The organism is Streptomyces sp. NPDC057638 (genome assembly GCF_042800315.1).
In the GTDB taxonomy this organism is placed as follows: domain Bacteria; phylum Actinomycetota; class Actinomycetes; order Streptomycetales; family Streptomycetaceae; genus Streptomyces.
The window spans coordinates 1-22,706 of sequence record NZ_JBHVHF010000112.1 but is presented as its reverse complement, the minus strand read 5'-3'; the positions used below and the strand labels follow the sequence as shown (position 1 = coordinate 22,706).

General features: G+C 72.8%; 18 protein-coding genes and 1 pseudogene. 12 read left to right on the top strand and 7 right to left on the bottom strand.

Features of this window, described 5'->3' with window-relative positions:
• Window positions 1-151: 151 nt before the first annotated feature.
• Entirely contained in the window at window positions 152-1,363 is a 1,212-nt protein-coding gene (eis, locus tag ACFVIM_RS17275) for an enhanced intracellular survival protein Eis (protein WP_384301930.1), read from the top strand.
• 31 nt (window positions 1,364-1,394) lie between these two features.
• Window positions 1,395-2,780 carry an acyl-CoA dehydrogenase gene (locus tag ACFVIM_RS17270; RefSeq protein WP_384301928.1) on the top strand — a complete coding sequence of 462 codons (1,386 nt, stop codon included), beginning with the start codon at window positions 1,395-1,397 and terminating at the stop codon, window positions 2,778-2,780.
• Between the two features lie 363 nt (window positions 2,781-3,143).
• Here the strand turns inward: ACFVIM_RS17270 and ACFVIM_RS17265 are convergent, their stop codons facing one another.
• The gene (locus ACFVIM_RS17265) at window positions 3,144-3,680 is read right to left on the bottom strand and encodes a flavoprotein (RefSeq protein WP_384301926.1); all 537 of its coding nucleotides are present in this window, start codon (window positions 3,678-3,680) and stop codon (window positions 3,144-3,146) included.
• Window positions 3,681-3,786: 106 nt separating this feature from the next.
• On the opposite strand from ACFVIM_RS17265, the gene ACFVIM_RS17260 reads away from it, so the two are divergent.
• The 4 genes from ACFVIM_RS17260 (at window position 3,787) to ACFVIM_RS17245 (ending at window position 6,187) form a co-directional block, all read left to right on the top strand.
• Window positions 3,787-4,962 carry a helix-turn-helix domain-containing protein gene (locus ACFVIM_RS17260; RefSeq protein WP_384301924.1) on the top strand — a complete coding sequence of 392 codons (1,176 nt, stop codon included), beginning with the start codon at window positions 3,787-3,789 and terminating at the stop codon, window positions 4,960-4,962.
• A gap of 242 nt (window positions 4,963-5,204) precedes the next feature.
• Window positions 5,205-5,402 carry a hypothetical protein gene (locus ACFVIM_RS17255; protein ID WP_384301922.1) on the top strand — a complete coding sequence of 66 codons (198 nt, stop codon included), beginning with the start codon at window positions 5,205-5,207 and terminating at the stop codon, window positions 5,400-5,402.
• The gene (locus tag ACFVIM_RS17250) at window positions 5,399-5,827 is read left to right on the top strand and encodes a hypothetical protein (protein ID WP_384301921.1); all 429 of its coding nucleotides are present in this window, start codon (window positions 5,399-5,401) and stop codon (window positions 5,825-5,827) included. The genes ACFVIM_RS17255 and ACFVIM_RS17250 overlap by 4 nt, the downstream gene beginning before the upstream one ends.
• A gap of 3 nt (window positions 5,828-5,830) precedes the next feature.
• Complete coding sequence (locus ACFVIM_RS17245) at window positions 5,831-6,187, top strand: hypothetical protein (RefSeq protein ID WP_384301919.1); 357 nt, start codon at window positions 5,831-5,833, stop codon at window positions 6,185-6,187.
• A gap of 4 nt (window positions 6,188-6,191) precedes the next feature.
• On the opposite strand, the gene ACFVIM_RS17240 is transcribed toward ACFVIM_RS17245, so the two are convergent.
• The 3 genes from ACFVIM_RS17240 to ACFVIM_RS17230 form a co-directional block, all read right to left on the bottom strand.
• Window positions 6,192-7,070, bottom strand: a complete 879-nt coding sequence (locus tag ACFVIM_RS17240) for an acyl-CoA thioesterase (protein ID WP_384301917.1) — start codon at window positions 7,068-7,070, stop codon at window positions 6,192-6,194.
• Between the two features lie 5 nt (window positions 7,071-7,075).
• Window positions 7,076-8,233 (bottom strand): acyl-CoA dehydrogenase family protein, encoded by a 1,158-nt coding sequence (locus ACFVIM_RS17235; RefSeq protein ID WP_384301915.1) that lies wholly within the window; start codon window positions 8,231-8,233, stop codon window positions 7,076-7,078.
• A gap of 449 nt (window positions 8,234-8,682) precedes the next feature.
• The gene (locus ACFVIM_RS17230; RefSeq protein WP_384301913.1) at window positions 8,683-10,272 is read right to left on the bottom strand and encodes a PucR family transcriptional regulator ligand-binding domain-containing protein; all 1,590 of its coding nucleotides are present in this window, start codon (window positions 10,270-10,272) and stop codon (window positions 8,683-8,685) included.
• 129 nt (window positions 10,273-10,401) lie between these two features.
• On the opposite strand from ACFVIM_RS17230, the gene ACFVIM_RS17225 reads away from it, so the two are divergent.
• The 3 genes from ACFVIM_RS17225 (at window position 10,402) to ACFVIM_RS17215 (ending at window position 14,773) form a co-directional block, all read left to right on the top strand.
• Window positions 10,402-11,895 (top strand): sodium:solute symporter, encoded by a 1,494-nt coding sequence (locus tag ACFVIM_RS17225; protein ID WP_384301912.1) that lies wholly within the window; start codon window positions 10,402-10,404, stop codon window positions 11,893-11,895.
• 171 nt (window positions 11,896-12,066) lie between these two features.
• Window positions 12,067-13,035, top strand: coding sequence for an agmatinase (speB, locus tag ACFVIM_RS17220; protein ID WP_384301910.1), 969 nt, complete (start codon window positions 12,067-12,069; stop codon window positions 13,033-13,035).
• Between the two features lie 31 nt (window positions 13,036-13,066).
• Window positions 13,067-14,773: a thiamine pyrophosphate-binding protein gene (locus ACFVIM_RS17215; RefSeq protein WP_384301908.1), complete on the top strand. Its 1,707-nt coding sequence runs from the start codon at window positions 13,067-13,069 to the stop codon at window positions 14,771-14,773.
• Window positions 14,774-14,821: 48 nt separating this feature from the next.
• Here ACFVIM_RS17215 and ACFVIM_RS17210 read toward each other — a convergent pair whose 3' ends face one another.
• From ACFVIM_RS17210 to ACFVIM_RS17200, 3 genes are all read right to left on the bottom strand, one after another.
• On the bottom strand, window positions 14,822-15,481 hold the full coding sequence (locus ACFVIM_RS17210) for a response regulator (RefSeq protein WP_384301906.1): 660 nt from the start codon (window positions 15,479-15,481) through the stop codon (window positions 14,822-14,824).
• Window positions 15,478-17,742: an ATP-binding protein gene (locus ACFVIM_RS17205; RefSeq protein WP_384301932.1), complete on the bottom strand. Its 2,265-nt coding sequence runs from the start codon at window positions 17,740-17,742 to the stop codon at window positions 15,478-15,480. Before ACFVIM_RS17205 ends, ACFVIM_RS17210 begins: the two co-directional genes overlap by 4 nt.
• Before the next feature lie 701 nt (window positions 17,743-18,443).
• Window positions 18,444-19,682: a histidine kinase gene (locus ACFVIM_RS17200; protein WP_384301905.1), complete on the bottom strand. Its 1,239-nt coding sequence runs from the start codon at window positions 19,680-19,682 to the stop codon at window positions 18,444-18,446.
• 108 nt (window positions 19,683-19,790) lie between these two features.
• Here ACFVIM_RS17200 and ACFVIM_RS17195 point away from each other — a divergent pair.
• The 3 genes and pseudogenes from ACFVIM_RS17195 to ACFVIM_RS17185 all read left to right on the top strand — a co-directional run.
• A pseudogene (locus ACFVIM_RS17195) lies at window positions 19,791-20,693 on the top strand (ATP-binding cassette domain-containing protein); the annotation flags it as partial.
• A 233-nt stretch (window positions 20,694-20,926) separates the two neighbouring features.
• On the top strand, window positions 20,927-21,670 hold the full coding sequence (locus ACFVIM_RS17190) for an ABC transporter permease (RefSeq protein ID WP_384301903.1): 744 nt from the start codon (window positions 20,927-20,929) through the stop codon (window positions 21,668-21,670).
• Between the two features lie 293 nt (window positions 21,671-21,963).
• On the top strand, window positions 21,964-22,706 hold a 743-nt coding region (locus ACFVIM_RS17185; RefSeq protein WP_384301901.1), incomplete at its 3' end, for a serine hydrolase.

Sequence of the window (22,706 nt, the reverse complement as noted above, 5' to 3'; positions counted from 1 at the left end):
CCCGGACGGACACTGAGAACGGCCGTCCGGGCGGCGGCCTTTCCCGGGAACCGCCCCGGGGACCCGCCGCGCCCGGGTCCCCGCCTGCCGGACGCCCGAGGGGCCCGGCCCCGCAGGTCCCCCGACAGCGAGGAACCACAGAGAGGACCCCATGGTGCGACTCCCCGACGCGGGCCCGTTGCGCGCCTCGGAACGCGACGAGGCGGTGGCGCTGCTCACGCACTCCTTCGGCACGCGGGACGAGGCCCGCGCCCATCTCCACGGGCTGCCGCCGGAACAGACCTTCGCCGTGCGCGGACCGGACGGGCTCGCCGCCGTGGTGCGCTGGGAGAGCGCCGAGATCGGGCTGTTCGGACGGCCCACCCCCATCGCCGTACGCGGGCTGATCACCACCCATCCGTCGGTGCGCCACCAGAGCGTCCTCGCCCCGTACGGAGAACGGGTGCTGGGACTGCTGCGGGACCAGGGGCATGTGCTGGCGGGCTGGAAGACGGCGGTTCCGCGCTGGTGGCGCGGGTTCGGCTTCGGCCCGTGCGCCGCCGTCCACCGGTTCACCGGCGCCCCCGGCCAGCTCAGCCCCGTCCATGAACTGGGCACCGGGGAGGCCGACCCGGCACCCGGGCCGGCCGAACTGACGGCGCTCCACCGCGAGTACGCGGCCCGCCGCTTCGGGATGCTGACCCGGGACGAGGACCACTGGGAGGTGCTCCGCTGCCCCGCCTCCGGCGATCTGCGCCGGGACACCGTGCTGTGGCGGGCCACGGACGGCGCGCCCGAGGGGTACGTCCGCTACCGCCACACCCGCGCCACCGGCCGGACCGGCGGTCCGGAACTGGTGGTGGACGAGCTGGTGGCGCTCACCCCCGGCGCCTACCTCGGGCTGCTCGGCTTCCTCGCCGACCACTCCACCGTCACTTCCTTCCGCTGGGACGCGCCCCCGGACACCCCGCTGACCAGCGTGGTCCGCGAACCAGGCGAACTGCGCCCCTCGGTCGTGGGCGGTGAGCGGGTGCTGCGCGTCGTCGACTTCGCCACCCTCGCCCTGCCCGCCACCTGCCCCGACCCGCGCGCCGCCGAGGGCCTGCTGCTGGCCGTCCCGGACGATGTCGCGCCATGGAACCGGGGCCCGTGGCGGGTCGAACTGGACGGCGGCCTGTTCCGCTTCCGCCCGGTCCGGGCGGCCCGGGTGGACGCCATCGCCCAGATCACGGTGCACGCCGTCGCCCCGCTGCTGGCCCGCCATCTCACCCTGGACCAGGCCCTGCTGGGCGGGCTGATCACCCTGCCGGGCCCGCTGGCCCGTACCCGGCTCGGCGCACTGCTGCCGCCGTCACCGCCCCCGTACTGCCCCGATGAGTGGTGAGGGACGTCCCCTGGCTGAAAGGACCTCCGCCATGCACCCCGACGCACCGCTGGACGACCTCACCCGGCTGGTCTTCGACGGCCGTTACGAGGAGCACCACGCCGACCTCGTCAAACTCCTGCACCAGGAAACGTTCCAGCACCGCCCGGACGCGGGTCCGCGCCCCGGCCTCACCGAGGAACGGCTGGCGCTGCTGGGCACCTACCTCGGCGACTCCGGTGCGCGGGACCCGCACCGGCTCTTCGCCCTCCATGAGTGGCCGGGCCTGGTCGACACCGCGCTGACGCTCCCGCTGGCGGCGCGCCACGCCATCGGCGCGGGCGGGACGGTGGAGGGCGTGCGCCGGGGGAAGCTCTGTGTGACCTCGGCGTCGCTGGCGATGGCGCGGGCGGGACTGTCGCTGACGGTGGAGCGCGCGGTGCGCGGTACGGGGGTGGTGAGCCGTACGGGGACGGGGCGCGGTACGGGGGCGGGTACCGGGGCGGCGGGCGGTGTACGGGGCGCCCGGGAACTGCTCGCGTCGCTGGCGCGGGTGTACGCGCTGACGCTTCTGGTGAACCGGGTGAAGAACCGTTACGCGGCGGCCCGGGCGCGGGTCGTTCCGGCGGCGGGGGCGGCCCGCGGGGCGTCCGCGTCCCCCTGGCCGAGACGCGACCCTGACCCCTCTGACCTCTCCTCCCTCACCCGCCACCTCGCCCTCCCCGGACTCTCCGGCCATAGCGGGCCCGACGGTGAACTCGACCGGCTGCTGGTCGTGACCCAGTCCCTGGGCGTACGCGCCGCCGCCACCACCCTCGCCGTCTGCCGCGCCCATGTGCCCGCGCCCGGCTCCCCGAGGGTGGCCCGGCTGGACGAGTGGACCCAGGCCGTCCGCGCGGCCGACGACGACCACGGCACCGATCTGGTCCTGGCCGCCCAGGCGATGCTCTCCGGCCGCGACTACCTCCCCCCGGTCCCGGCGGTACGCCCCCGCCCGGAGGAGTACGGACTCCTCGACCCGGCCTTCGCCACCGCCCTCCTCGCCCACCACGAACGCACCCTGCACGCCACCATCACCACCACCTCCGCCACCCGGCTCTCCCGTGGCGTCCCGCTCCAGGAGATCTGGTCCACCCTGATCGACGACGCCCTGACCATGGCCGAGGTCCACGGCACCCGGCTGGCCCTGGAATCCCTCACCACGGCCGCCTGCGGCACCCGCACCCCGGAGACCCACACCGCCCTGAGCCTGCTCGCCGCCCTCTTCGGCCTCACCGAGGTCGCCCGCTCCGCCGCCTGGCACCTGGCCGAGGGCTCCCTGACCCGCGCCCAGCACCGGGCGCTGCCGAGCGCGGTGGACGACCTGTGCGGTCGGGTGGCCGGGTACGCGCCGGTGCTGGCGGAGGGGTTCGGGATCCCGGCGTCGCTGGTGGGGTGAGTCCAGGGCACGCTTGACAAGTCCGCCGGAACGTACCTTCAGAACCGCGTCCAGTACGTGGGTGGGTGGCGAGAGTGAACGCCGCATCGAGACCCCGATATGCCAGCAGCCGGACTCGTAGCACGGGGCATGGGGTTTGGGATGGAGGTTGGCGCTGAAGGGCCGAGAGGTTGGTGCCGCACTCTCCTGTTGCCTGTCGAGCACGGATGTTGGCCTTCCAGGGCTGGGAGGATCGGTGTCATGAGGCTTCTGGTGCTGGGTGGGACGTGGCCCGGTTCGCGCCGCACCAGGCGGCGGGTGAGGCATGGGGCGCTTTCGAAGGAGGCGAAGATCCTCGCCTTCCTGTGACAAGCGATCGTGGTATCAGCGGCCCTCGAACGCCTTCGCCTCGGCCGCTGCGAGGGCGAGTTCCCAGGGGTAGTCGCGTTTTTCGCCTGGTTGGTTGGGGATGAAGCCGCCGTCGCCGTAGAGGACGGTCACTCCGGCCGCCCGCAGGGTGTCCACCGAGCGTTCGATCTGGGGGTGGGCGGCGTAGGCGGCGTTGACACAGGGCATGGCCACGATGGGGATGCGTTTGCCGATGCCCTCGGCCACGACCCCGACCACGAACGACGACGTCAGACAGAGCGCCCACTGATTGAGCGAGTTCGCGGTGACGGGCGCGAAGAGGATCACATCGGCCTTCGGCCAGGCATCGGCTTCCCCGGGTCGCTTGTAGTGCGAGCGCACGGGGTGTCCGGTCAGTTCCTCCAGACCACGGAGGTCGTCTCGCAGCCAGTCGGCGGCCGTGGGCGTCAGCCCGAGGCACACGTCCCATCCACGCCCCCGCAGGTCCGTGATGATCGGTGCGACCTGGAGGACGGGAGGCGCGGCGCTCCCGAAGAGATACATCGTCGGCATGCTCACATCCGACCACATCCCACCCGGGTGGATTGGTGGCGAAGGCACGTCCAGGGCCGCGACGCGTGGGTACCGTCCAGATGACGAGTCCGGAATGGAGTTGGTCATGCCTTTCCCTGACGGAGATCACACCGGTGCGCGTATCAAGGAGCAGAGGCGGCTGGCCCGGCTCACACAGCGCGAACTCGCCGCGCGCCTGCCGTACTCCTACAGCCTTCTCAACCAGGTGGAGTGTGGCGCGCGTCCCGCCACCGCCGACTTCGTCACGGCCGTCGCACGCGCGCTCCGTATCGAGGCAGCCGTTCTGACGGGCTCACCCTCAGACCACCAGATGGACCGGCTCGGTCTTCTGGTACGCCCGATCCGCCACGCCCTCGACATGTACGACCTGGGCCCTGTGGACGGTCTTACCGTCCGCGATGCCGCGACGCTCGTCACCGAGGCGGACCGAGTCTGCCAGCAGGTCCGGGCCACTCACCTCAGGCGAGCCGCGCGGACACTGCCGGACCTCATCGTGGAACTGACGCACACCGCGGCAACGGCTCCGACCACGGACGTGTGGCGGGCGCTGGCGTCGGCGTACCGTACCGCTGCCGACACCGCATTGAAGCTGGGCTATCTGGATCTGTCCCGTCTCGCGCTGGACCGGATGCACTGGGCGGCGGAGCGGGCGTCTGACCCGTGCCTCGCGGCGATCCGTCAGTACAAGCGTGCCCTGCTCTCCCCGGACAGCGGCTACGACACCGGATTGCGGCTCATCGCGATCGGCCATCAGCTTCTCGCGGGCGAGACTTCCCGCGAGGCACTGGCAGTCGCCGGGCAACTGCACCTGGGAGGCGCCGCACTCGCCGCCCGTGTCACCGATGCCACCGCCGTGGGGCACCACATCGCCGAGGCGCGTACCTACGCGTCGAGGGTTGGAGGGGAGGCCGGAGAGATCCACTGGCTGTCATTCGGCCAGCGGAACACGGACCTGCACGCCTTCGGCGCCGCTCTTGTCATGAGGCAGTGGGACAACGCTCTGTCCCAGGCCCGGGCCATCGCCCTGCCCGCATCGACCCTGATCAGCCGCAAGGCCCGATTCCTGATCGACCGGGCGCGAGTGGAGATGGAGACCGGGCATCTGGACGCCGCCCTGAAGCACGCGGCGACCGCCCGGCGAGTGGCGCCGGAACAGACACGGCATTACCCGGGAACCCGGGAGACCATCAGCGGACTGGTGCACCTCTCGCGCCGGACACCGGACACCCTGGGGCACATGGCCCGGTGGATCGGCCTCTGACGCGCTCGCAACACTCACGAATCCGTGAGCGTAAGGCGGGCTGATCGCCTCCACTCTGGTCGCACCTGACCAGCAGCCGGAGGTGCACCTATGCCACCCGATGCGGAACCCCCACCCGATCCCGCGACCAGTGCCGAGGGGGAGACCGGTACCCCACCATCCGTGAGCGAGTCCCCGCTTCCGCGCTCCTTGCGGGAGCGAGCGCGGGAGATCGAAGCGGAGCATGCGCACGGGTGGTTGCCGTGAGGCGGCTCTGGGTGTGGCTCGTGCTCGCGCTGGGGTCGGCGGAGGAGCGGCTGGGGCTCGGTTTCGAGCTGCTGCGGCTGCGGTGGGACGCCGACTGTGTGGACGAGTGGAGTTGGAGGCTGGCGGCTGAGGCGCGTCAGGCCCGGTTGGACGCCGAGTTGGAGCGGTTGCTGGAGGACGGTGGTCCGGCGTGAGTGGGCCACCGGTCTCGTATCTCTGTTATGTGCTGGCCGAAGGGCCCGTGCACGGGAGGGGGGCCGTGCTCCCGTACATCCTCGACACCATGCGGACGCGGTCGCGGGAGACCGCGCTGGTGTGGTTGCGGCAGCGGGCGCGGTGGGTCGCGGACCGGTTGGATCCGGATCCGGCCGTGTCGCCGTGGGTCACTGAGCTGATGCGGATGGGGCGGGTGCCGGTGCCGGACGCGCCCACGGAGATCCGGATCTGGTGTGACGACCCCGCCGAAGAACGGGCGGCCTTCGCGCGGCTGGAGCAGGGGGTGGCGGTGTCCGTGGTCGTACCGGACGGGCCCGACCGGTACACCCTCGCGATCTGTCCGCAGCGCGCTCGCGTTCTGCTCGTCATGCCGAACTTCCCCCTACAGCACCGGAGGCGGTGAGCCGTGCCCCGTACCGGACGTGACCACGTCCTCGCGACGCGGACGAGCGTGATCGACCGCTACCGCCAGGGCGAGACCCTCAAGGCGCTCGCCGCCGAATACCGCGTCTCCGACGCGTGGCTGAAGAAGCAACTGACCCGCTGGGAGGTGCCCGTACGCGACGTACGCGCCGCCCGTATCCTCCGCGCACAACCCAAGGAACCCTCCATGGACGAACAGCCCACCACCTGCCAGACCTGCGACGATCTCGTGGCCGCCGAACGCTCGGCCCGCACCACCCACGACCACTCCCGCGCCACCGACGCCCGCGTCCTCCTCCGCCGCCACATGGACACCGACCACCGCCCCGGCCGCCAGTAGCCGCTCACCCCTGACGCGGTACCCGCACCACACCCTCCTGGATCACCGAGATCGCGAGCTGTCCGTCCTGGGTGTAGATCCGGGCCTGGCCCAGGCCACGGCCGCCGGAGGCGGTCGGGGACTCCTGGTCGTAGAGGAGCCAGGCGTCGGCGCGGAAGGGGCGGTGGAACCACATGGCGTGGTCGAGGGAGGCGCCGACGACGTCGCCGACGGCCCAGCCGCCCCGGCCGTGGGCGAGGAGGACCGAGTCCAGCAGGGTCATGTCGGAGACGTAGGTCGCCAGGCAGACATGGAGGAGCGGGTCGTCGCCCAGGCGGCCGTTGGCGCGGAACCAGACCTGGGAGCGCGGGGGGCGGGGGCGGCCCACGGTGGCGTACGGCGGGGGGTCGACATGGCGCAGGTCGATCGCCGCGCGGGCGTCCAGCAGGCGCAGGGCGGTGTCGCGCGGGACGTGGTCGGCGGTGTAGGCGGGGAGGGACTCGGCCGCCGTGGGGAGGGTCTCCGGGGGCGGGGCGGGCGGCATCGCGGTCTGGTGCTCCAGGCCCTCCTCGTACCGCTGGAAGGAGCTGGTGAGGTGGAAGATGGCGCGGCCGTGCTGGACCGCGACGACCCGGCGGGTGGAGAAGGAGAGGCCGTCGCGGATGCGGTCGACGGTGTAGACGATCGGCGCGCCGGGGTCGCCGGTGCGCAGGAAGTACGCGTGCAGGGAGTGCGCCGCGCGGTCGTCGGGGACCGTGCGGCCCGCCGCGACCAGGGCCTGGGCGGCGACCTGGCCGCCGAAGACGCGCGGGATCACGGCCGCGCGGGAGCGGCCACGGAAGATGTCCCGCTCGATCCGCTCCAGGTCGAGCAGATCGAGCAGGTCGTCGAGTGCGGACGTCAAGGCCGTTACAGCCCCATGGACTTGGCGATGATCGACTTCATCACCTCGCTGGTGCCGCCGTAGATCCGGTTGACCCGGTTGTCGGCGTAGAGGCGGGCGATGGGGTACTCGTTCATATAGCCGTAGCCGCCGTGGAGCTGGAGGCAGCGGTCGATGACGCGGTGGGCGACCTCGGTGCAGAACAGCTTGGCGGAGGCGGCCTCGGCGGCGGTCAGTTCCCCGGCGTCATGGGCGTCGAGGGCGCGGTCCACGACCGCCTCCGCCGCGTCCACCTCGGCCTTGCAGGCGGCGAGTTCGAACTTGGTGTTCTGGAAGGACGCCACCGACTGCCCGAAGACGGTCCGGTCCGTGACGTACGCCTGGGTGAAGGCGATGGCGGCCCTGGACTGCGCGTAGGAGCCGACCGCGATGGCGAGACGCTCCTGGGGGAGGTTCTGCCCCAGGTAGGAGAAGCCCTGGTGTTCCTCGCCCAGCAGGTCGGCGACCGGGACCTTGACGTCGGTGAAGGAGAGTTCGGCGGTGTCGGAGGTGCGCAGGCCCAGCTTGTCGAGCTTGCGGCCGACGGCGTACCCGTCGAGGGAGGCGTCGACGACGAAGAGGGAGATGCCGTGGCGGCGGTTCTCGGACGACTGCGGCGCGGTACGGGCGCAGACGATCACCCGGTCGGCGTGGACCCCGCCCGTGATGAAGGTCTTCGCGCCGTTGAGGACGTAGTGGGTGCCGTCGGCGGAGAGCTTCGCCGTGGTCTTCATCCCCGCCAGGTCCGAGCCGGTGCCGGGCTCGGTCATCGCGATGGCGTACATCGCCGCGCCCGAGACGAAGTCCGGCAGCCAGCGCTTCTTCTGGTCCTCGGTGCCGTACGCGAGGAGGTAGGGCAGACAGAGCGCCGTGTGCACGCTGGAGCCGCCGAAGGAGACCCCGGCGCGGGCGACCTCCTCCGAGATCACCGCCTGGAACTTGAACGACTCCTCGCCCGCGCCGCCGTACTCCTCCGGCACCTCGATACCGAAGATCCCCAGCTCTCCGAGCTTGCGGTAGAAGTCGCGCGGCACCTGGCCCTGTGCGTACCACGTGTCGTAGACCGGGACGACCTCGGACTCGATGAAGGCGCGGATCGTCTCCCGGAACGCCTCGTGGTCCTCGTCGTAAACACTGCGGCGCACGAACGCCTCCCTGGATCGGTGCCGATGGCGGGTGACTGCGTATCTCTGGGGCTCTGGGGTCGCTGCGGGATCTGAGGTCTCTGCGTGCCCGGGGTCCGGGCGGGCCGGTGTCCGTGTGGGGCGGAGGCCGGGGCCGGGGTGCCGGGGGTGGCGGTGCCACCGAGGGCGACCCAGGGCTAAGCGCTTGCTCAGTTGAACAAGTTACCGATTAGTCATACCGGTGTCCAGGGAAATCCGATGGCCGGAAAACGGTGGTGGGGTGGGGGTGTGCGTGGGGGTGCGGAGCCCGTGTCCGCCGTGGGGACGCCTCGTGGGCGGGGCGTACGGGAGTGCCGGGCCTGCCCGGGAGGGCGTACGGGAGTGCCGGGGCCCGCACGGGCCGGAGCGTACGGAAGTACCGGGCCCGCACGGGCCGGGAGCCGCGCCGCCGGGCTCGCGGACGCGTCGCGTCACGCCCCCGTCCGCAGCGCGAACCACAGCTCCATCCGGATGTCCGCGTCGTCCAGGTCGAGGCCCAGCAGCGTCCCGCAGCGCGCGATCCGCTGGCGGACGGTGTTGCGGTGGACGCCGAGTTCCGCCGCCGTGCGGTCCCAGCCGCCGTGGTGGGAGAGCCAGGCGCGCAGGGTCTCGGTCAGGGCCGGGGCGTCGGCGAGCGGGGCCAGCCGGGAGCGGGCGTGGGCGGCGGCCTCCGCCGGGTCCACCAGCGCGGCGAAGCCGCCCGGGGTGTGGTGCACCAGCGGGGTGCGGCCGGCGGCGGCGCGGCGCAGGGCGCGGGCGGCCTGGGCGTCGGCGAGGGGGAGTTGGGCGGCCGGGGCCGGGGCGCTGACACCGAGCTGCCAGCCCGGGACCGGGGCCGGCGTGCGGGACTCCGGGACGAGGACGCGCACGACGGGGGCGCCCGGCCCCTCGCCCGGTCCCCTGCCCGGCCCCTCGCCCGGGTCCACCAGCGCGCTGCCGAGCGCCGCCCCCAGCGCGGCCGCCGCGAGCGGGGTGCGCTGGGCCGCGCGGGCGTGGACCACGGTCCAGCGCTCCGCGCCGAGCGCCCGTGCCGCGTCGGCGGGGTCGGCGCCGAGGAGCAGCCGGACGAGGGCGGTGGCCCGGCCGGTCGCGTCCAGGCCCCGGTGTTCGGCGGTGAGGAGGGAGAGCAGGACGACGGCGACGCCCGCGATGGTGTGGTCGCCGGGTTCGCGGGCGGGGGCGGCGAGGCCGAGCGCCAGGCCCGGCCCGCCGGTGGCGCCGCCGAGGGCGTAGGCGCTGAGGTGGGTGCCCTCGACGGTGTCGCTGGCGGAGGCGGGCGCGGGGGTGCTGGGGCTCGGGGCGCTGGGGCTCGGGGCGCCCTGGCCGGGTGCGCCGGGGCCCGCGCCGGGGGTGGGACCCGTGCCGGGACCCGTGCCCCCGGTGGCCGGGCCCGCGCCCGTCACCACGCCCGCCAGCCGCCTGACCCCGCTCCGTACCGCCTCCGACGGCGTTCGGCCCGCCGACGACAGTTCCGTACCGCCCGGTCCCAGCAGCACCGCCCAGCCGCCGCCGAGCCGGGCCGCGAGCTGGCCGAGCACCGCCGGGACCGGGTCCGGGCGGGCGGCCGCCGTCGCCAGGCCCTGCTGGGCGCGGGCCACCCGGCCCACCTCGCGGTGGCGGGCGCGGGCCATCAGATGCCACACCGCCCGCGCGACCCGGGTGAACGGGGTCTGTGGCGGCACCTCCACCAGCGGGAGGCCATGCCGATCGCAGGCCCGCACCAGCCCCTCGGGCACCCGGTCGTAGACCGGTGTCACCCCGAACCCGAGCGCCGCCGCCCCGGCCTCCACCAGCCGCGCCACATAGGCGTCGGGGTCGCTCAGCAGCACGCCCGCGCTGAGCAGCAGCTCCCCGCCGAGGAGGTACGGATACGGGTCCGCCATCTCCGAGGTGTGCACCCAGCGCAGCAGCGTCCGAGGCTCCGCCGGGCCCGCGATCTGCCGGAGCCCCAGCTCCTCATGGGCCAGCAGCTCGCCCAGCGGGACGGGAGGGGTGGGGGGTGCGGCGGGAGACTCCGGCATGGACGCTCCATCCATTGAAGGAGGGTGAGGGTGGAGGAAACGTACACTTCATCGACGCTTTCCGGCCACCTACCGTCAGTGGGCAGTAACAGCCAAGACCCGGGGGACGAGACGGAGAGGGGAGCGCCGATGGCAGTCGACTACGCGGTGATCGTCGTCTATCTGGCCGCCATGCTCGGCATGGGCTGGTGGGGCATGCGCCGCGCCAAGTCCAAGAGCGATTTCCTGGTCGCGGGGCGCCGCCTCGGACCGGCGATGTACTCCGGCACGATGGCCGCCATCGTGCTCGGCGGCGCCTCCACCATCGGTGGCGTCGGCCTCGGCTACAAGCACGGACTGTCCGGCGCCTGGATGGTCCTCACCATCGGCTTCGGCCTGCTGGCGCTGTCGGTCTTCTTCTCCGCGCGGATCGCCCGGCTGAAGGTCTACACCGTCTCCGAGATGCTCGACCTGCGCTACGGCGGCACGGCGGGCGTGATCTCCGGTGTGGTGATGTGGGCCTACACCCTGATGCTCGCGGTCACCTCCACCATCGCCTACGCCACGATCTTCGACGTCCTCTTCGATCTGAACCGGACCGCGTCGATCATCCTCGGCGGCGCGATCGTCGTCGCGTACTCCACCCTCGGCGGTATGTGGTCGATCACCCTCACCGACATGGTGCAGTTCGTGGTCAAGACCGTGGGTGTGCTGCTGCTCCTGCTGCCGGTCGCGGTGATCAAGGCGGGCGGCTTCGCCGAGATGAAGGCCGAACTGCCCACCGAGTACTTCGCCCCGCTCGGCATCGGCGGCGAGACGATCTTCACCTATGTCCTGATCTACACCTTCGGCATGCTCATCGGACAGGACATCTGGCAGCGCGTCTTCACCGCCCGCAGCGACAGGGTCGCCCGCTGGGGCGGGATCACCGCCGGAACGTACTGCCTGGTCTACGGGATCGCCGGAGCCCTCATCGGCGTGGCCGCCCGGGTGCTCTACCCCAAGCTCACCAACCCCGACGACGCCTTCGCGCTGATCGTCAAGGACCATCTGCCGATGGGCGCGCGCGGACTCGTGCTCGCCGCCGCGCTGGCCGCCGTGATGTCGACCTCCTCGGGCGCGCTGATCGCCTGCGCCACCGTCGCCAACAACGACATCTGGTCCCGGCTGCGCGGCATCGGCTCCCGGGGCGCGGCCGCCGACGAGCCGCATGACGAGGTCAAGGGCAACCGGGCCTTCATCCTCGCCATGGGCGTCGCCGTGATCGCCATCGCCATCGCCCTCAACGACGTCGTGCAGGCCCTGACCGTCGCCTACAACCTCCTCGTCGGCGGACTGCTCGTGCCCATCCTCGGCGGACTGCTGTGGAAGCGCGGCACCGTGCAGGGCGCGCTGGCCGCCATCGTCGTCGGCGGCACCGCCGTCATCGCCCTGATGGCCACCTTCGGGATCCTCGCCAACGAGCCCGTCCTCTACGGACTGCTCGCCTCCCTCGCGGTCTATGTGGCCGTGAGCCTGGCCACCCGGCCGACGGACGCGGCGATCCTGGCCCACTGGAAGGACCGGGTCGCGGGCCGGGTCGCGGAGGAGGCCCCGGCTCCGGCCGCCGTCCCCGCCGCTCCCGGCCCGGCCGCCGGGAGCTGACGCCGTACGGGCCGGGGCCCGGGTGTGTGACCCGCGCCCGGGCCCGGCGCCCCCCGCCGGGCCGGGGACCCGTCCCCGTACCCCGGTCCGGTACCCACCCCGTACCGCGCATACAGTCGAAGCGCATGCGAAAACCGCATCGAAGCGCAGAAAGCAGGAAGAAGGCATCCCATGAGCAGCATCGAGCAGCCGCGCGGCCCCATCGACTCGTCCCGGGTGCCCCGGTACGCCGGACCCGCCACGTTCGCCCGGCTGCCCCGGCTGGACCAGGTCGGCCGGGCCGATGTCGCCGTCGTCGGCGTGCCCTTCGACACCGGGGTCTCCTACCGGCCCGGCGCCCGCTTCGGCGGGAACGCGATCCGTGAGGCGTCCCGGCTGCTGCGCCCCTACAACCCCGCCCAGGACGCCTCGCCCTTCGCGCTGGCGCAGGTCGCGGACGCGGGCGACATCGCGGCCAACCCGTTCAACATCAACGAGGCCGTGGAGACCATCGAGGCCGCCGCCGACGACCTCATCGGCGGCGGCGCCCGGATGATGACCCTCGGCGGCGACCACACCATCGCGCTGCCGCTGCTGCGCTCGGTCGCCAAGAAGCACGGGCCGGTCGCGCTGCTCCACTTCGACGCGCACCTCGACACCTGGGACACCTACTTCGGCGCCGAGTACACCCACGGCACCCCCTTCCGGCGCGCCGTCGAGGAAGGCATCCTCGACACCTCCGCCCTCTCCCACGTCGGCATCCGGGGCCCCCTCTACGGCAAGAAGGACCTCACCGACGACGAGAAGATGGGCTTCGGCATCGTCACCTCCGCCGATGTCTACCGGCGCGGCGCCGACGAGATCGCCGACCAGCTCCGCCAGCGCATCGGTGACCGCCCGCTCTACATCTCCATCGACATCGACTGCCTCGACCCGGCGCACGCGCCCGGCACCGGCACCCCCGAGGCGGGCGGCATGACCTCCCGCGAGCTGCTGGAGATCCTGCGCGGGCTCGCCTCCTGCCATCTGGTCTCCGCCGATGTGGTCGAGGTGGCGCCCGCGTACGACCACGCCGAGATCACCGCCGTGGCCGCCTCCCACACCGCGTACGAACTGACCACGATCATGAGCCGTCAGATCGCCGAGGAGCGCGCGAAGTGACGCCCACCCCGACCACCCAGGAGCGCGCGCGGTGACCCACGACCACGACGCCGTACCCGTCCCCACCGCCCAGCAGACCGAGGCCGCGCTCAACCCGCCGCCCGGCCGCACCGGCGGCGACCTGGTCGTCGAAACCCTCCACGGGCTCGGCGCCACCACCGTCTTCGGCCTGCCGGGACAGCACGCCCTCGGCATGTTCGACGCGCTGCGCCGCTCCTCCCTCACCTATGTCGGACTACGGGTGGAGAACAACGCCGGGTTCGCCGCCGACGCCTACGGCCGGATCACCGGAGAGGCCGCGCCCCTGCTGCTCTCCACCGGGCCCGGCGCGCTGATGTCCCTCGCCGCGCTCCAGGAGGCCGCCGCCGCCTCCGCGCCGGTCCTCGCCATCGGCAGCCAGGTGCCGGTGGCCGGACTCGGCGGCGGACGCCACGGCTACCTCCACGAACTGCGCGACCAGCGGGCCTCCTTCCGCGACATCGTGAAGTCCACCCACACCGTGCGCACCGCCTCCCAGATCCCCAGCGCCATCGCCGAGGCCTGGCGCTCCGCGCTCACCGCGCCGCACGGCCCGGTCTGGGTGGAGATCCCCCAGGACGTCCTGCTGGCGGAGACCACGCTGCCGGTCGTCACCGCCGTGGACGCCACCCCGGAGGAGTTGGCGCCGCGCCCCGAGCTGACCGCCGTCGCCGCCCATCTGCTGGCGCACGCCGAACGCCCGGCGATCATCGCGGGCGGCGGAGTCGTCCGCTCCGACGCCTCCGGCAAGCTGCTCGCCCTCGCCGAGCGGATCGACGCGCCCGTCGTCACCACCTTCGGCGGCAAGGGCGCCTTCCCCTGGGAACACCCGCTCTCGCTCCAGTCCTGGCTGGAGGACCGGCACACCACCGACTTCCTCGAAGACGCCGACGTCCTGCTCGTCATCGGCTCCGGGCTCGGCGAACTCTCCTCCAACTACCACACCTTCGCCCCGCGCGGCCGGATCATCCAGATCGAGGCCGACGCCGGGAAGCTGGAGTCCAACCACCCCGCGCTCGGCCTCCACGCCGACGCCAGGACCGCCCTCACCGCGCTGCTGGAGACCGTCCCCGAACGGACGGACGCCGTCGCCTCAGCCGCCGCCGAGCGCGTACGCACCGTCCTGAGCCGGGTACGCGCCCGGATCGACGCCCAGGAACGGACCCTGGAACAGTCCGTCCTGGCGTCCGTACGGGCCGCGCTGCCGGACACCGCGCCCAGCTTCTGGGACATGACGATCCTCGCCTACTGGGCCTGGTCCGCCTTCGACGCCCGCCGCCCCAACACCATGCACTCCGCCCAGGGCGCGGGCGGCCTCGGCTACGCCTACCCCGCCGCCCTCGGCGCGGCCGCCGCCGACCCCGGCCGCCCGGTCCTCGCGGTCTCCGGCGACGGCGGCGCCATGTACTCCATCGCCGAACTCGCCACCGCCCGCCAGTACGACCTCCCCGTCACCTGGCTGATCGTCGACGACGGCGGCTACGGCATCCTGCGCGAGTACATGACCGACGCCTTCGGTGAGGCGACCGGCACCGAACTCGCCCGCCCCGACTTCGTCGCCCTCGCCGAGTCCTTCGGCGTCCCGGCGGTGCGGACCAGCCCCGAGACGCTGGCGGCCGACCTGGGCAAGGCCCTGGCGGAGCCGGGTCCCTCGGTGGTGGTCCTCCCGGCGCTGCTGCGGATGTTCGCGCCGACGCATCTGGGTGCTGACGAGGGCTGAGCATGCCGCCTGAGAGACCTGAGGAGCCGACCCGGCACCTCAGGGCCCTCACGACGGCGAGACGAACCCCGACTCATACGCCGCGATCACCGCCTGGGTGCGGTCGCGGGCGCCGAGCTTGGCCAGGACCGCGCTGACGTGTGTCTTCACGGTCTCCGTGGAGACATGGAGCTGCCCGGCGATCTCGGCGTTCGACAGCCCGCGCGCCATCAGCCGCAACACCGCCCCCTCCCGCTCGGTCAGCGCGGCCCGCGCCAGCGCGTCCCCGGCCGGCCGGGCCGTGCTGTTCCCGTGCGCCCCGGCGAGCGCGCGCACGGCCGCCGGGAAGAGCAGCGACTCGCCCTCGGCGATCAGCCGGACCGCGTGCACGATCTCGGTCGGCCGCGCCCGCTTCAGCAGGAACCCGTCGGCTCCGGCGCGCAGCGCCTCGTACACGTACTCGTCGTTCTCGAAGGTCGTCACCACAAGGATCTTCGGCGGGTCCGCGACGCTCCTGAGGACGGCCCGGGTCGCCTCGATCCCGTCCAGCAGCGGCATCCGCACATCCATCGCGACCACGGTGGGCCGCAGCCGCCGCACCAGCGGGATCACGGCGGCGCCATCCGCCGCCTCGCCGACGACCTCGATATCGGGCTGAGCTTCGAGAATGGCCCGCAGGCCCGCTCTGACCAGGGGTTCGTCGTCGACGAGGAGTACGGAGAGGGTCATTCGGCCAGGGTAGAGGGCGGGTGGGGCGGCCCTTCCAGGGGTGCGAGCCGCTCCTCCAGACGACGTCGCATCCTCAGCGCCCGGTCGTCCTCGAACTCCGCCACCAGACGCAACGCCCGCGCGCGGTGCTCCCGGGCTGCGGTGCCGCTGCCTTCGGTGCCATGTTCTTCGGTGCCATGCTCTTCGGCGACTTCGGCGTCGAGCGCTTCGGCCCAGGCGGCCAGCGCCAGTGCCTGGTTCCAGGCGTCGCCGAGCGCGGCGTGCGCGGAGGCCGCCCGGTTCAGAAAGCCGACCGCTTCCCCGGGCCGTTCCATCAGGAGGTAGGTCTCGCCGGTGCCGCGCCAGGCGAGCGCCTCCCGGCCCTGGTCGCCGAGCCGACGGTGCAGGGTCGCGGAGCGGTGGTAGGAGATGAGGGCGTCCTCGTGCTGATGGAGGGCGCCCTGGGCGGCGCCCAGGGCGAGCAGCCAGTAGCCCTCCAGGGTGTGATCCCGCATCTCCAGCGCCAGCTCAACGGCCTCGGTGGCGAGCCGCATGCCCTCCTGGAGGTCGCCGAGTTCCCGGTGGACCAGGCTGGAGACGAACAGGGAGTCACCCAGCGCCAGTCGGCTGCCCACGGCGCGGTGGGCGGGCAGGGCACGGCTCAGGTCGTCACGGGCCGCCGTCAGCCGACCCGCCTCGTACCGCGTCGCGGCACGGTTGGAAAGGGTAGTGAGTTCACGGGCGGGGAAGCCGAGTTGGCGCGAGAGCTCCATCGACTGGTCGAACCAGAGCTCCGACTGACGGAGTCGGCGGGTTCGCAGACAGACGAGTCCCAGGGCGTTGAGCGACTCCGCCTCACCCGAGCGGTCACCGAGTTCGTGCCAGATCGCCAGGGACGCCTCATGGCACTCGGTCGCCTTCCGGACCTGGTCGACCTGGCGCAGGGCCAGGCCGAGGTAGTGCAGCAGCCGTGCCTCGCCGGGGCGGTCGTCCAGGCGCCTGCTGGCGGCGAGCCCGATCTCCGCGACGGCCATCCAGTCGGCGACGGGTGCGGACGGCGACTGGGCGTCGTACAGGGCCTCCGCGATCCGGCGAACGGCATGGTCGAAGCCGTGCCGCTCGGCCATCCGGGCGAGGGGGAGGAAGGTCGGCTGTTCCTGCTCGGCCCAGTCGGCGGCCGTGTCGTACCCGGTGAAGGAGCGCGGCGAGACACCGGCGGCGGGGGCGTCGGTGTCGACCGGGTCCCGGTGGGGCGAGAGGACCTCCCGCGCGGCGCACGCGGTGTGCAGATACCAGTCGAGCATGCGGACGGTCGCCGCCGTGCGGGCGTCCGGTGTCTCCTCGTCGCGCGCGAGGTCGGTGGCGTAGGCGCGCAGCAGGTCGTGGAACTCGTAGCGCCCCGGCCCGGTCTGCTCCACGAGGTGCGCACCCACGAGAACGTCCAGCTGCTGCCGGGTCCGGCGCTCGGGCAGCCCGGCGAGCGCGGAGGCCATGGCGAGGCTGAAACCGTGCCCCGGATACAGGCCCAGCAGCCGGAAGAGCCGGGCCGCCTCGACGGTGAGGGCGTGGTACGACCAGGTGAAGACCGTCCGTACCGCCTCCGCCTCGTCGTCGTCGCCGGTGCTGAGGGCGTCCCAGAGCGCCGACTCGTCCCGGAGGTCGGCCACCAGCTCGTCCAGGCTCGTATGGGGGCGGACGGCCGCCCGTTCGGCCGCTATGCGCAGCGCGAGGGGGAGCTGGGCACAGAGACGGGCGAGTTCGACCAGCCGCTCCGTCTCGTCCTCCGCGCGATAGCCCGCCGTCACCACGCGCAGCAGTGTGACGGCGTCCTCCTCGGGGAGCGTGCCCAAGGTGATGCGCTGGGCGCCGTCGCGGACCATCAGCCCCGAGAGCATGCCCCGGCTGGTGACGAGGACGAGACACCGGGGGCTTCCCGGGAGCAGGGGGCGCACCTGGGACGCCGTGGCCGCGTTGTCGAGGACGATGAGGATCCTGCGCCCGGCCAGCAGGGAACGGTAGAGGCCCGCCGCGGCCTCGGTGTCCGCCGGAACCGCGTCCGGGGGCACCCCGAGCCCGGTGAGGAAGCCATGCAGGGCCTGCTGTGCGGTGACGGGTTTCTGCGGGTCGTAACCGCGCAGGTTCACATAGAGCTGACCATCGGGGAAATGGTCCTGGGCCTGATGGGCCCAGTGCAGCGCGAACGACGTCTTTCCCGCCCCCGGAGTTCCGACGATCAGGCAGATGGGAAGGAGAAGCGGCTGGTCGGACCCTTCTGGAGCCAGCAGGGCGTCCAGTTGGCGCAGTTCCTGGCTCCGGTTGACGAAGTTACGCGGAGGTCCGGGCAGTTGGCGCGGCGCGGGCGCTTCACGGAATCGTCCGTGCTCGCCTTGGTGGAAGTGGATTCCACCGGCGACGGTTCCGGCCTGGATGACATCACGCGAGGATCCCGAGAGATCGTTGTTCGTACTCCCGGGACTGGGTTCGCGCTCATGACGGCTGGAGATGGTTCACCTTCCGGATCGTCGGGGTGGGGGCATCGGGGCCACCTGGCGGTCGGCACCGGGGTGACGCCTTGTGGTAGCGGTGGACGGGCCGAGTACGTCTCGGTGAGGTCGCGGCCGGGCGCCGCCGTGTCACCGTTGTCGGTGAGGTCGCGACCGATCGCCGTCACGCCACCGTTGTCGAGTTCCCGGATGTCCGGGCATCCGGTGCCTCCCCTGTACGTGTCGTCCGCCGTGGCCGATATGCCCATCGCCGGGTGAACCTGGTGGGAGGGCCCGCTGCCCACGGTCGGTCCATACGGTCCCCCATGACTCGGTATGACTCCCGGTGGCGGGCAAGTCTCCCAGCGTAGACCGGGTTTGCTCGGTACTGCCATGAGCTGGCGCGTGATGCCTTGGGAGTCGGCGCACTTGGCGCGCGTCCGCCGTGGCGACCCTATTGCCAGGTGATGGAGGATCCGGCGAAGTACGCGCATCAGTCCCTAACCCGCCGGTGCCAGCGGCAGCGACACCCGCACCCGCCACACCCCCTCCCGAGCCCCGCTCTCCGCCTCCCCGCCCAGCAGGGCCGCCCGTTCGCGGATGCCGCGCAGGCCGCTGCCCCGGGGGGTGGGCGGGGGTGTGGCGGGCAGGGGGTTGCGGACCTCCAGGTGGAGGTGGTCGGGGGTGACCGTGATGCGGACCGTGGTGGGGACCGGGCCCGCGTGGCGCAGCACGTTGGTGAGGGACTCCTGGAGGATGCGGTAACCCTCGCGGGAGACGGGGCCGGAGACGCGCTCCAGGGACCCCGTCACCTCGGCGTGGACCTCGGCGCCCGAGGCGCGGGCCGACTCCAGCAGACGGCCGGAGTCGGCGAGGGTGGGGCGCCCCGGCGCCGCGTCGTCCGCGCCCGCGGGGCCGTTCGGACCGCCTGGGTCGCGCAGGATCCGCAGCACCCGGTCGAGGTCCTCCAGCGCGGCGCGGCCGGTCTCCTCGATCGCCGCCAGCGCGCGTTCGGTGAACTCCGGGCTGCCCGCCGCCCGTGCCGCGCCCGCCTGCACCACCGCCACCGTCAGGGCGTGGCCGACGGAATCATGGATCTCCCGGGCGAGACGGGTGCGTTCCAGGAGCTGTTCGGTGCGCTCCTCCAGCGCGGCGAGGCGTTCCCGGGCGGACGGGCCGAGGAGCCGCCGGGCGAGGAACGTCGTCAGGGCGCCCGCGCCGACGACGTATCCGAGCAGCAGGACGAGGGGCAGCGGCGCGAGCGGCGCGTACCACCAGTGGGCGCCGGGAAGCGGGAAGAGGGTGGGCTTCGCCCCGCTGGCGGCCAGCGCCAGATCGATCGCCAGCCCCGGCAGCTGGATCGTCAGAAAACCGGTGAGGATCCCGAGTGCGAGCCTCAGCTCCAGCCAGAGCACGGTCCGCCAGCGGTCGCCCCACGTCGCCGACGGGGTGGCCGCGATCCCGGAGTCCGCGTCCGTGAGCCCCGTAAGCCCCGTGAGCCCCGTCGTCCCGGAGGCGGTGACCTTGAAGCCCTGCCGGGTCAGCAGCATCCGGGCCTGGAGCCCCTCGGCGGTCCGCGTCGCCGGGATCAGACCCACGGGCACCAGCAGCAGCGCGGGTGTGTAGAGCTTCGCCGGATCGATGAGGTACCACAGCACGATCAGGACCCCGCCGATGAACAGATGCAGCCAGCGGGTGTAGGTGACCGCCTGGGTCAGCGGTCGCAGAGTGACGGGCATCGGCTCATCGTGGCAGGTCAACAGGGGTGGGCACCTCCCCCGCTCGGGGGAGACGCCGGGCCCCGGCGGGGGAGGTGCCCACCCGTCCCGGCCGCCAGGCTGGGGCACATGACCAGCATCGACATCACCGACCTGACCAAGGTGTACGGAGAGCGGCGCGCCGTGGACGGCCTGACCTTCCAGGTACGGCCGGGCCGTGTCACCGGCTTCCTCGGCCCCAACGGCGCGGGGAAATCGACCACCATGCGCCTGGTCCTGGGCCTGGACCGGCCCACCTCCGGCACCGCCACCATCGGCGGACGCGCCTACCGCGACCTCGGCCAGCCGTTCCGTACCGTCGGCGCCCTGCTGGACGCGGGGGCCGCGCTCGGCTCCCGCAGCGCCCGCGACCATCTGCGGATCCTCGCCGCGGGTGCCCGTGTCCCCCGCTCCCGGGTGACGGAGGTCCTGGAGCTGACCGGCATCGCGAGCGTCGCCGACCGCCGGGTGGGCACCTTCTCCCTGGGGATGCGCCAGCGGCTGGGGATCGCCGCCGCCCTGCTGGGCGACCCGGAGGTACTGATGCTCGACGAGCCGTCGAACGGGCTCGACCCCGAGGGCATCATCTGGATCCGCGGACTCCTGCGCGGCCTGGCGGCCGAGGGCCGCGCGGTCCTGGTCTCCAGCCATCTGATGGGGGAGACCTCCGCCTTCGCCGACCATCTCGTCGTCCTCGGCCGGGGACGGCTCCTCGCCGACCAGCCCACCGACGCGTTCATCGACACCTGGACCACCCGCCGGGTCAGGGTCCGTACGACGGAGGGGCCCCGACTGCGTACGACCCTGCTCGCCCGGGGCTACCCCGCCGTCCTGGAGGCCGACGGCTCCTGGACGGTCGAGGGCGCCCGGGTCGACGACATCGGACCGATCGCCGCCCACGAGGGCATCCCGATCCTGGAACTCGCGGGCGAGGAGCCGTCCCTGGAGGACGCCTATCTGGCGCTGACCGGCGAGAGCGCCGAGTTCAGCGCGGGGAAGGCCGTCGCGGCGGGGCAGGTCCCTGTCACGGCGCGGGGGAGCGGCACCGCCGCCCGTCAGGACTCCGTCGCGGAGACGGGGAACCCCGGCGCGGAGCACCAGGACTCCGGCGCGGTGCACCGGGACCACGCCGCCGCCCGTCAGGACACCGGCGCGGTGCACCAGGATCCCGCCGCCCGCCAGGACCCCGCCGCCGCCCGCCAGAACCCCGCCAAGGAGCGCTGACCATGTCCTTCACCTCCGTCGTCCACGCCGAGTGGCTGAAGATCTCCTCCCTGCGTTCCTCCTGGGTGGCGCTCGCCTCCGTCTTCCTGGCCACGCTCGGCTTCTCCCTGCTGATGAGCGCCACCTTCACCCCGCAGGACCTGGCCGCGCCCGCGTTCGACCCGCTGCGCTCCGCCTTCTACGGACTGAACTTCGGCGGCCTCGGCGTGATCAGCCTGGGCGCCATGGCCGTCGCCGCCGAGTACAAGACCGGGGCGATCCGCATCTCGCTGGCGGTCGTTCCGCGCCGGGGGCTGCTCTGCGCGGCCAAGCTCACCGTCGTCGGGGCGCTCACCTTCGCGGTCGGGCTGGTCACCAGCGTGATCTGCTTTGTCGTCGGCCAGTCCTTCTTCGGGGACAAGGCCGTCGGACTCTTCACCGCCGACGGGACGCGCGCCGTCCTCGGCGTCGCCCTCTACTACACGCTGATCGGTCTCTTCGCCGCCGGGCTCGCCTTCCTGCTGCGCAGTGCCGTCGCCGTGCTCAGCATCCTGATCCCACTGCTGATGATGGTCTCCTTCGTCGTCGGTGACATCAGCGAGGAGGGCGGGTTCGCCGACTTCCTGCCGGACCGGGCGGGGCAGCAGATCGTCCTCCAGGATCCGGCCGGCCCGCTGGGGCCCTGGACCGGTCTGGCCGTGCTCGCCCTGTGGGCGGGTGCCGCGCTCGCCGCCGGAGCGGCCCGTCTGGTCCGGAAGGATGCCTGAGCGGATGCCTGAGCGGGCGGTCGTCCGCGGCCTCGATCCCGGTGGCCCGGACCCCGGTGGCTCTGATTCCGGTCGCGCCGGTCACGGTCGCCCTGATCTCCCGTATCCCTGATCCTCGCCGCCCTGATCTGCGCATTCGTGACTCGCGTAGCCGTGATCCGCCACCGCCCGGTAACCGTGTCCCGATCGATACGACAGTCGTACAACCATTTCGGTCCGTGAGGACTCATGGAGGCGGGTGCCCGTGATCCGGCGCGCACCCCACCGGGAGACACAGGGACGGGGAACCCGCCATGAACGCCCACCGCACCAACCGTCGCCTGCGGGCCGCCGCCGTCATCGCCGTGGCGGGGCTCGCGGCCCCGGCCGCCGTGACCGCCTCCGCCACGCCCGCCGCCGCTGCCGCACCGGCCGTCGCCTGCACCTCGAAGACGGCCGGGCTCGCCGACAAGCTGAAGAAGGACGTCACGGCGGCGCTCAAGGGCCGTACCGCCACCGTCGCGGTGCTGCTCAACGACCGGGGCAGCAAGACCAGTTGCACGCTGCGCCCGGACAGCAAGTTCGACTCGGCCAGCATCATCAAGTCGACCGTCCTCGCCGCCCTCCTCCAGGAGGTCCAGATACAGAAGCGCGGGTTCACCAAGCGCGAGTTCGCCCTGGCCAAGGACATGATCACCAAGTCCGACAACGCCTCCACCAGCGCGCTCTGGGCCCAGCTCGGGCTCACCAAGGTCAAGCGGTTCCTCACCGCCGCCGGGATGACCCAGACCGTCCCCGGCGCCAACGGCTACTGGGGGCTCACCCAGGTCACCGCCCGTGACCAGCAGAAGCTGCTGGCCACGCTGACCCTCAAGAACGCCGTCCTGACGGACGCCAACCGCGCCTACGCCCTCAAGCTGATGAACCAGGTCGTCCCCGACCAGCGCTGGGGCACCCCGGCCGGGGTGCCCGCCACCGCGACCGTGCACGTCAAGAACGGCTGGGTGCCGCGTGCGACCAAGGGGTGGCGGGTCCACAGCATCGGCGCTTTCACCGG

What these genes read in the sequence shown, in the direction of transcription:
- speB (WP_384301910.1), top strand. Translation starts at nt 12,067, where the DNA reads ATGAGCAGCATCGAGCAGCCGCGCGGCCCCATCGACTCGTCCCGGGTG.
- ACFVIM_RS17265 (WP_384301926.1), bottom strand. Translation starts at nt 3,680, where the DNA reads ATGCCGACGATGTATCTCTTCGGGAGCGCCGCGCCTCCCGTCCTCCAG.
- ACFVIM_RS17210 (WP_384301906.1), bottom strand. Translation starts at nt 15,481, where the DNA reads ATGACCCTCTCCGTACTCCTCGTCGACGACGAACCCCTGGTCAGAGCG.
- ACFVIM_RS17225 (WP_384301912.1), top strand. Translation starts at nt 10,402, where the DNA reads ATGGCAGTCGACTACGCGGTGATCGTCGTCTATCTGGCCGCCATGCTC.
- eis (WP_384301930.1), top strand. Translation starts at nt 152, where the DNA reads ATGGTGCGACTCCCCGACGCGGGCCCGTTGCGCGCCTCGGAACGCGAC.
- ACFVIM_RS17270 (WP_384301928.1), top strand. Translation starts at nt 1,395, where the DNA reads ATGCACCCCGACGCACCGCTGGACGACCTCACCCGGCTGGTCTTCGAC.
- ACFVIM_RS17260 (WP_384301924.1), top strand. Translation starts at nt 3,787, where the DNA reads ATGCCTTTCCCTGACGGAGATCACACCGGTGCGCGTATCAAGGAGCAG.
- ACFVIM_RS17230 (WP_384301913.1), bottom strand. Translation starts at nt 10,272, where the DNA reads ATGCCGGAGTCTCCCGCCGCACCCCCCACCCCTCCCGTCCCGCTGGGC.
- ACFVIM_RS17190 (WP_384301903.1), top strand. Translation starts at nt 20,927, where the DNA reads ATGTCCTTCACCTCCGTCGTCCACGCCGAGTGGCTGAAGATCTCCTCC.
- ACFVIM_RS17200 (WP_384301905.1), bottom strand. Translation starts at nt 19,682, where the DNA reads ATGCCCGTCACTCTGCGACCGCTGACCCAGGCGGTCACCTACACCCGC.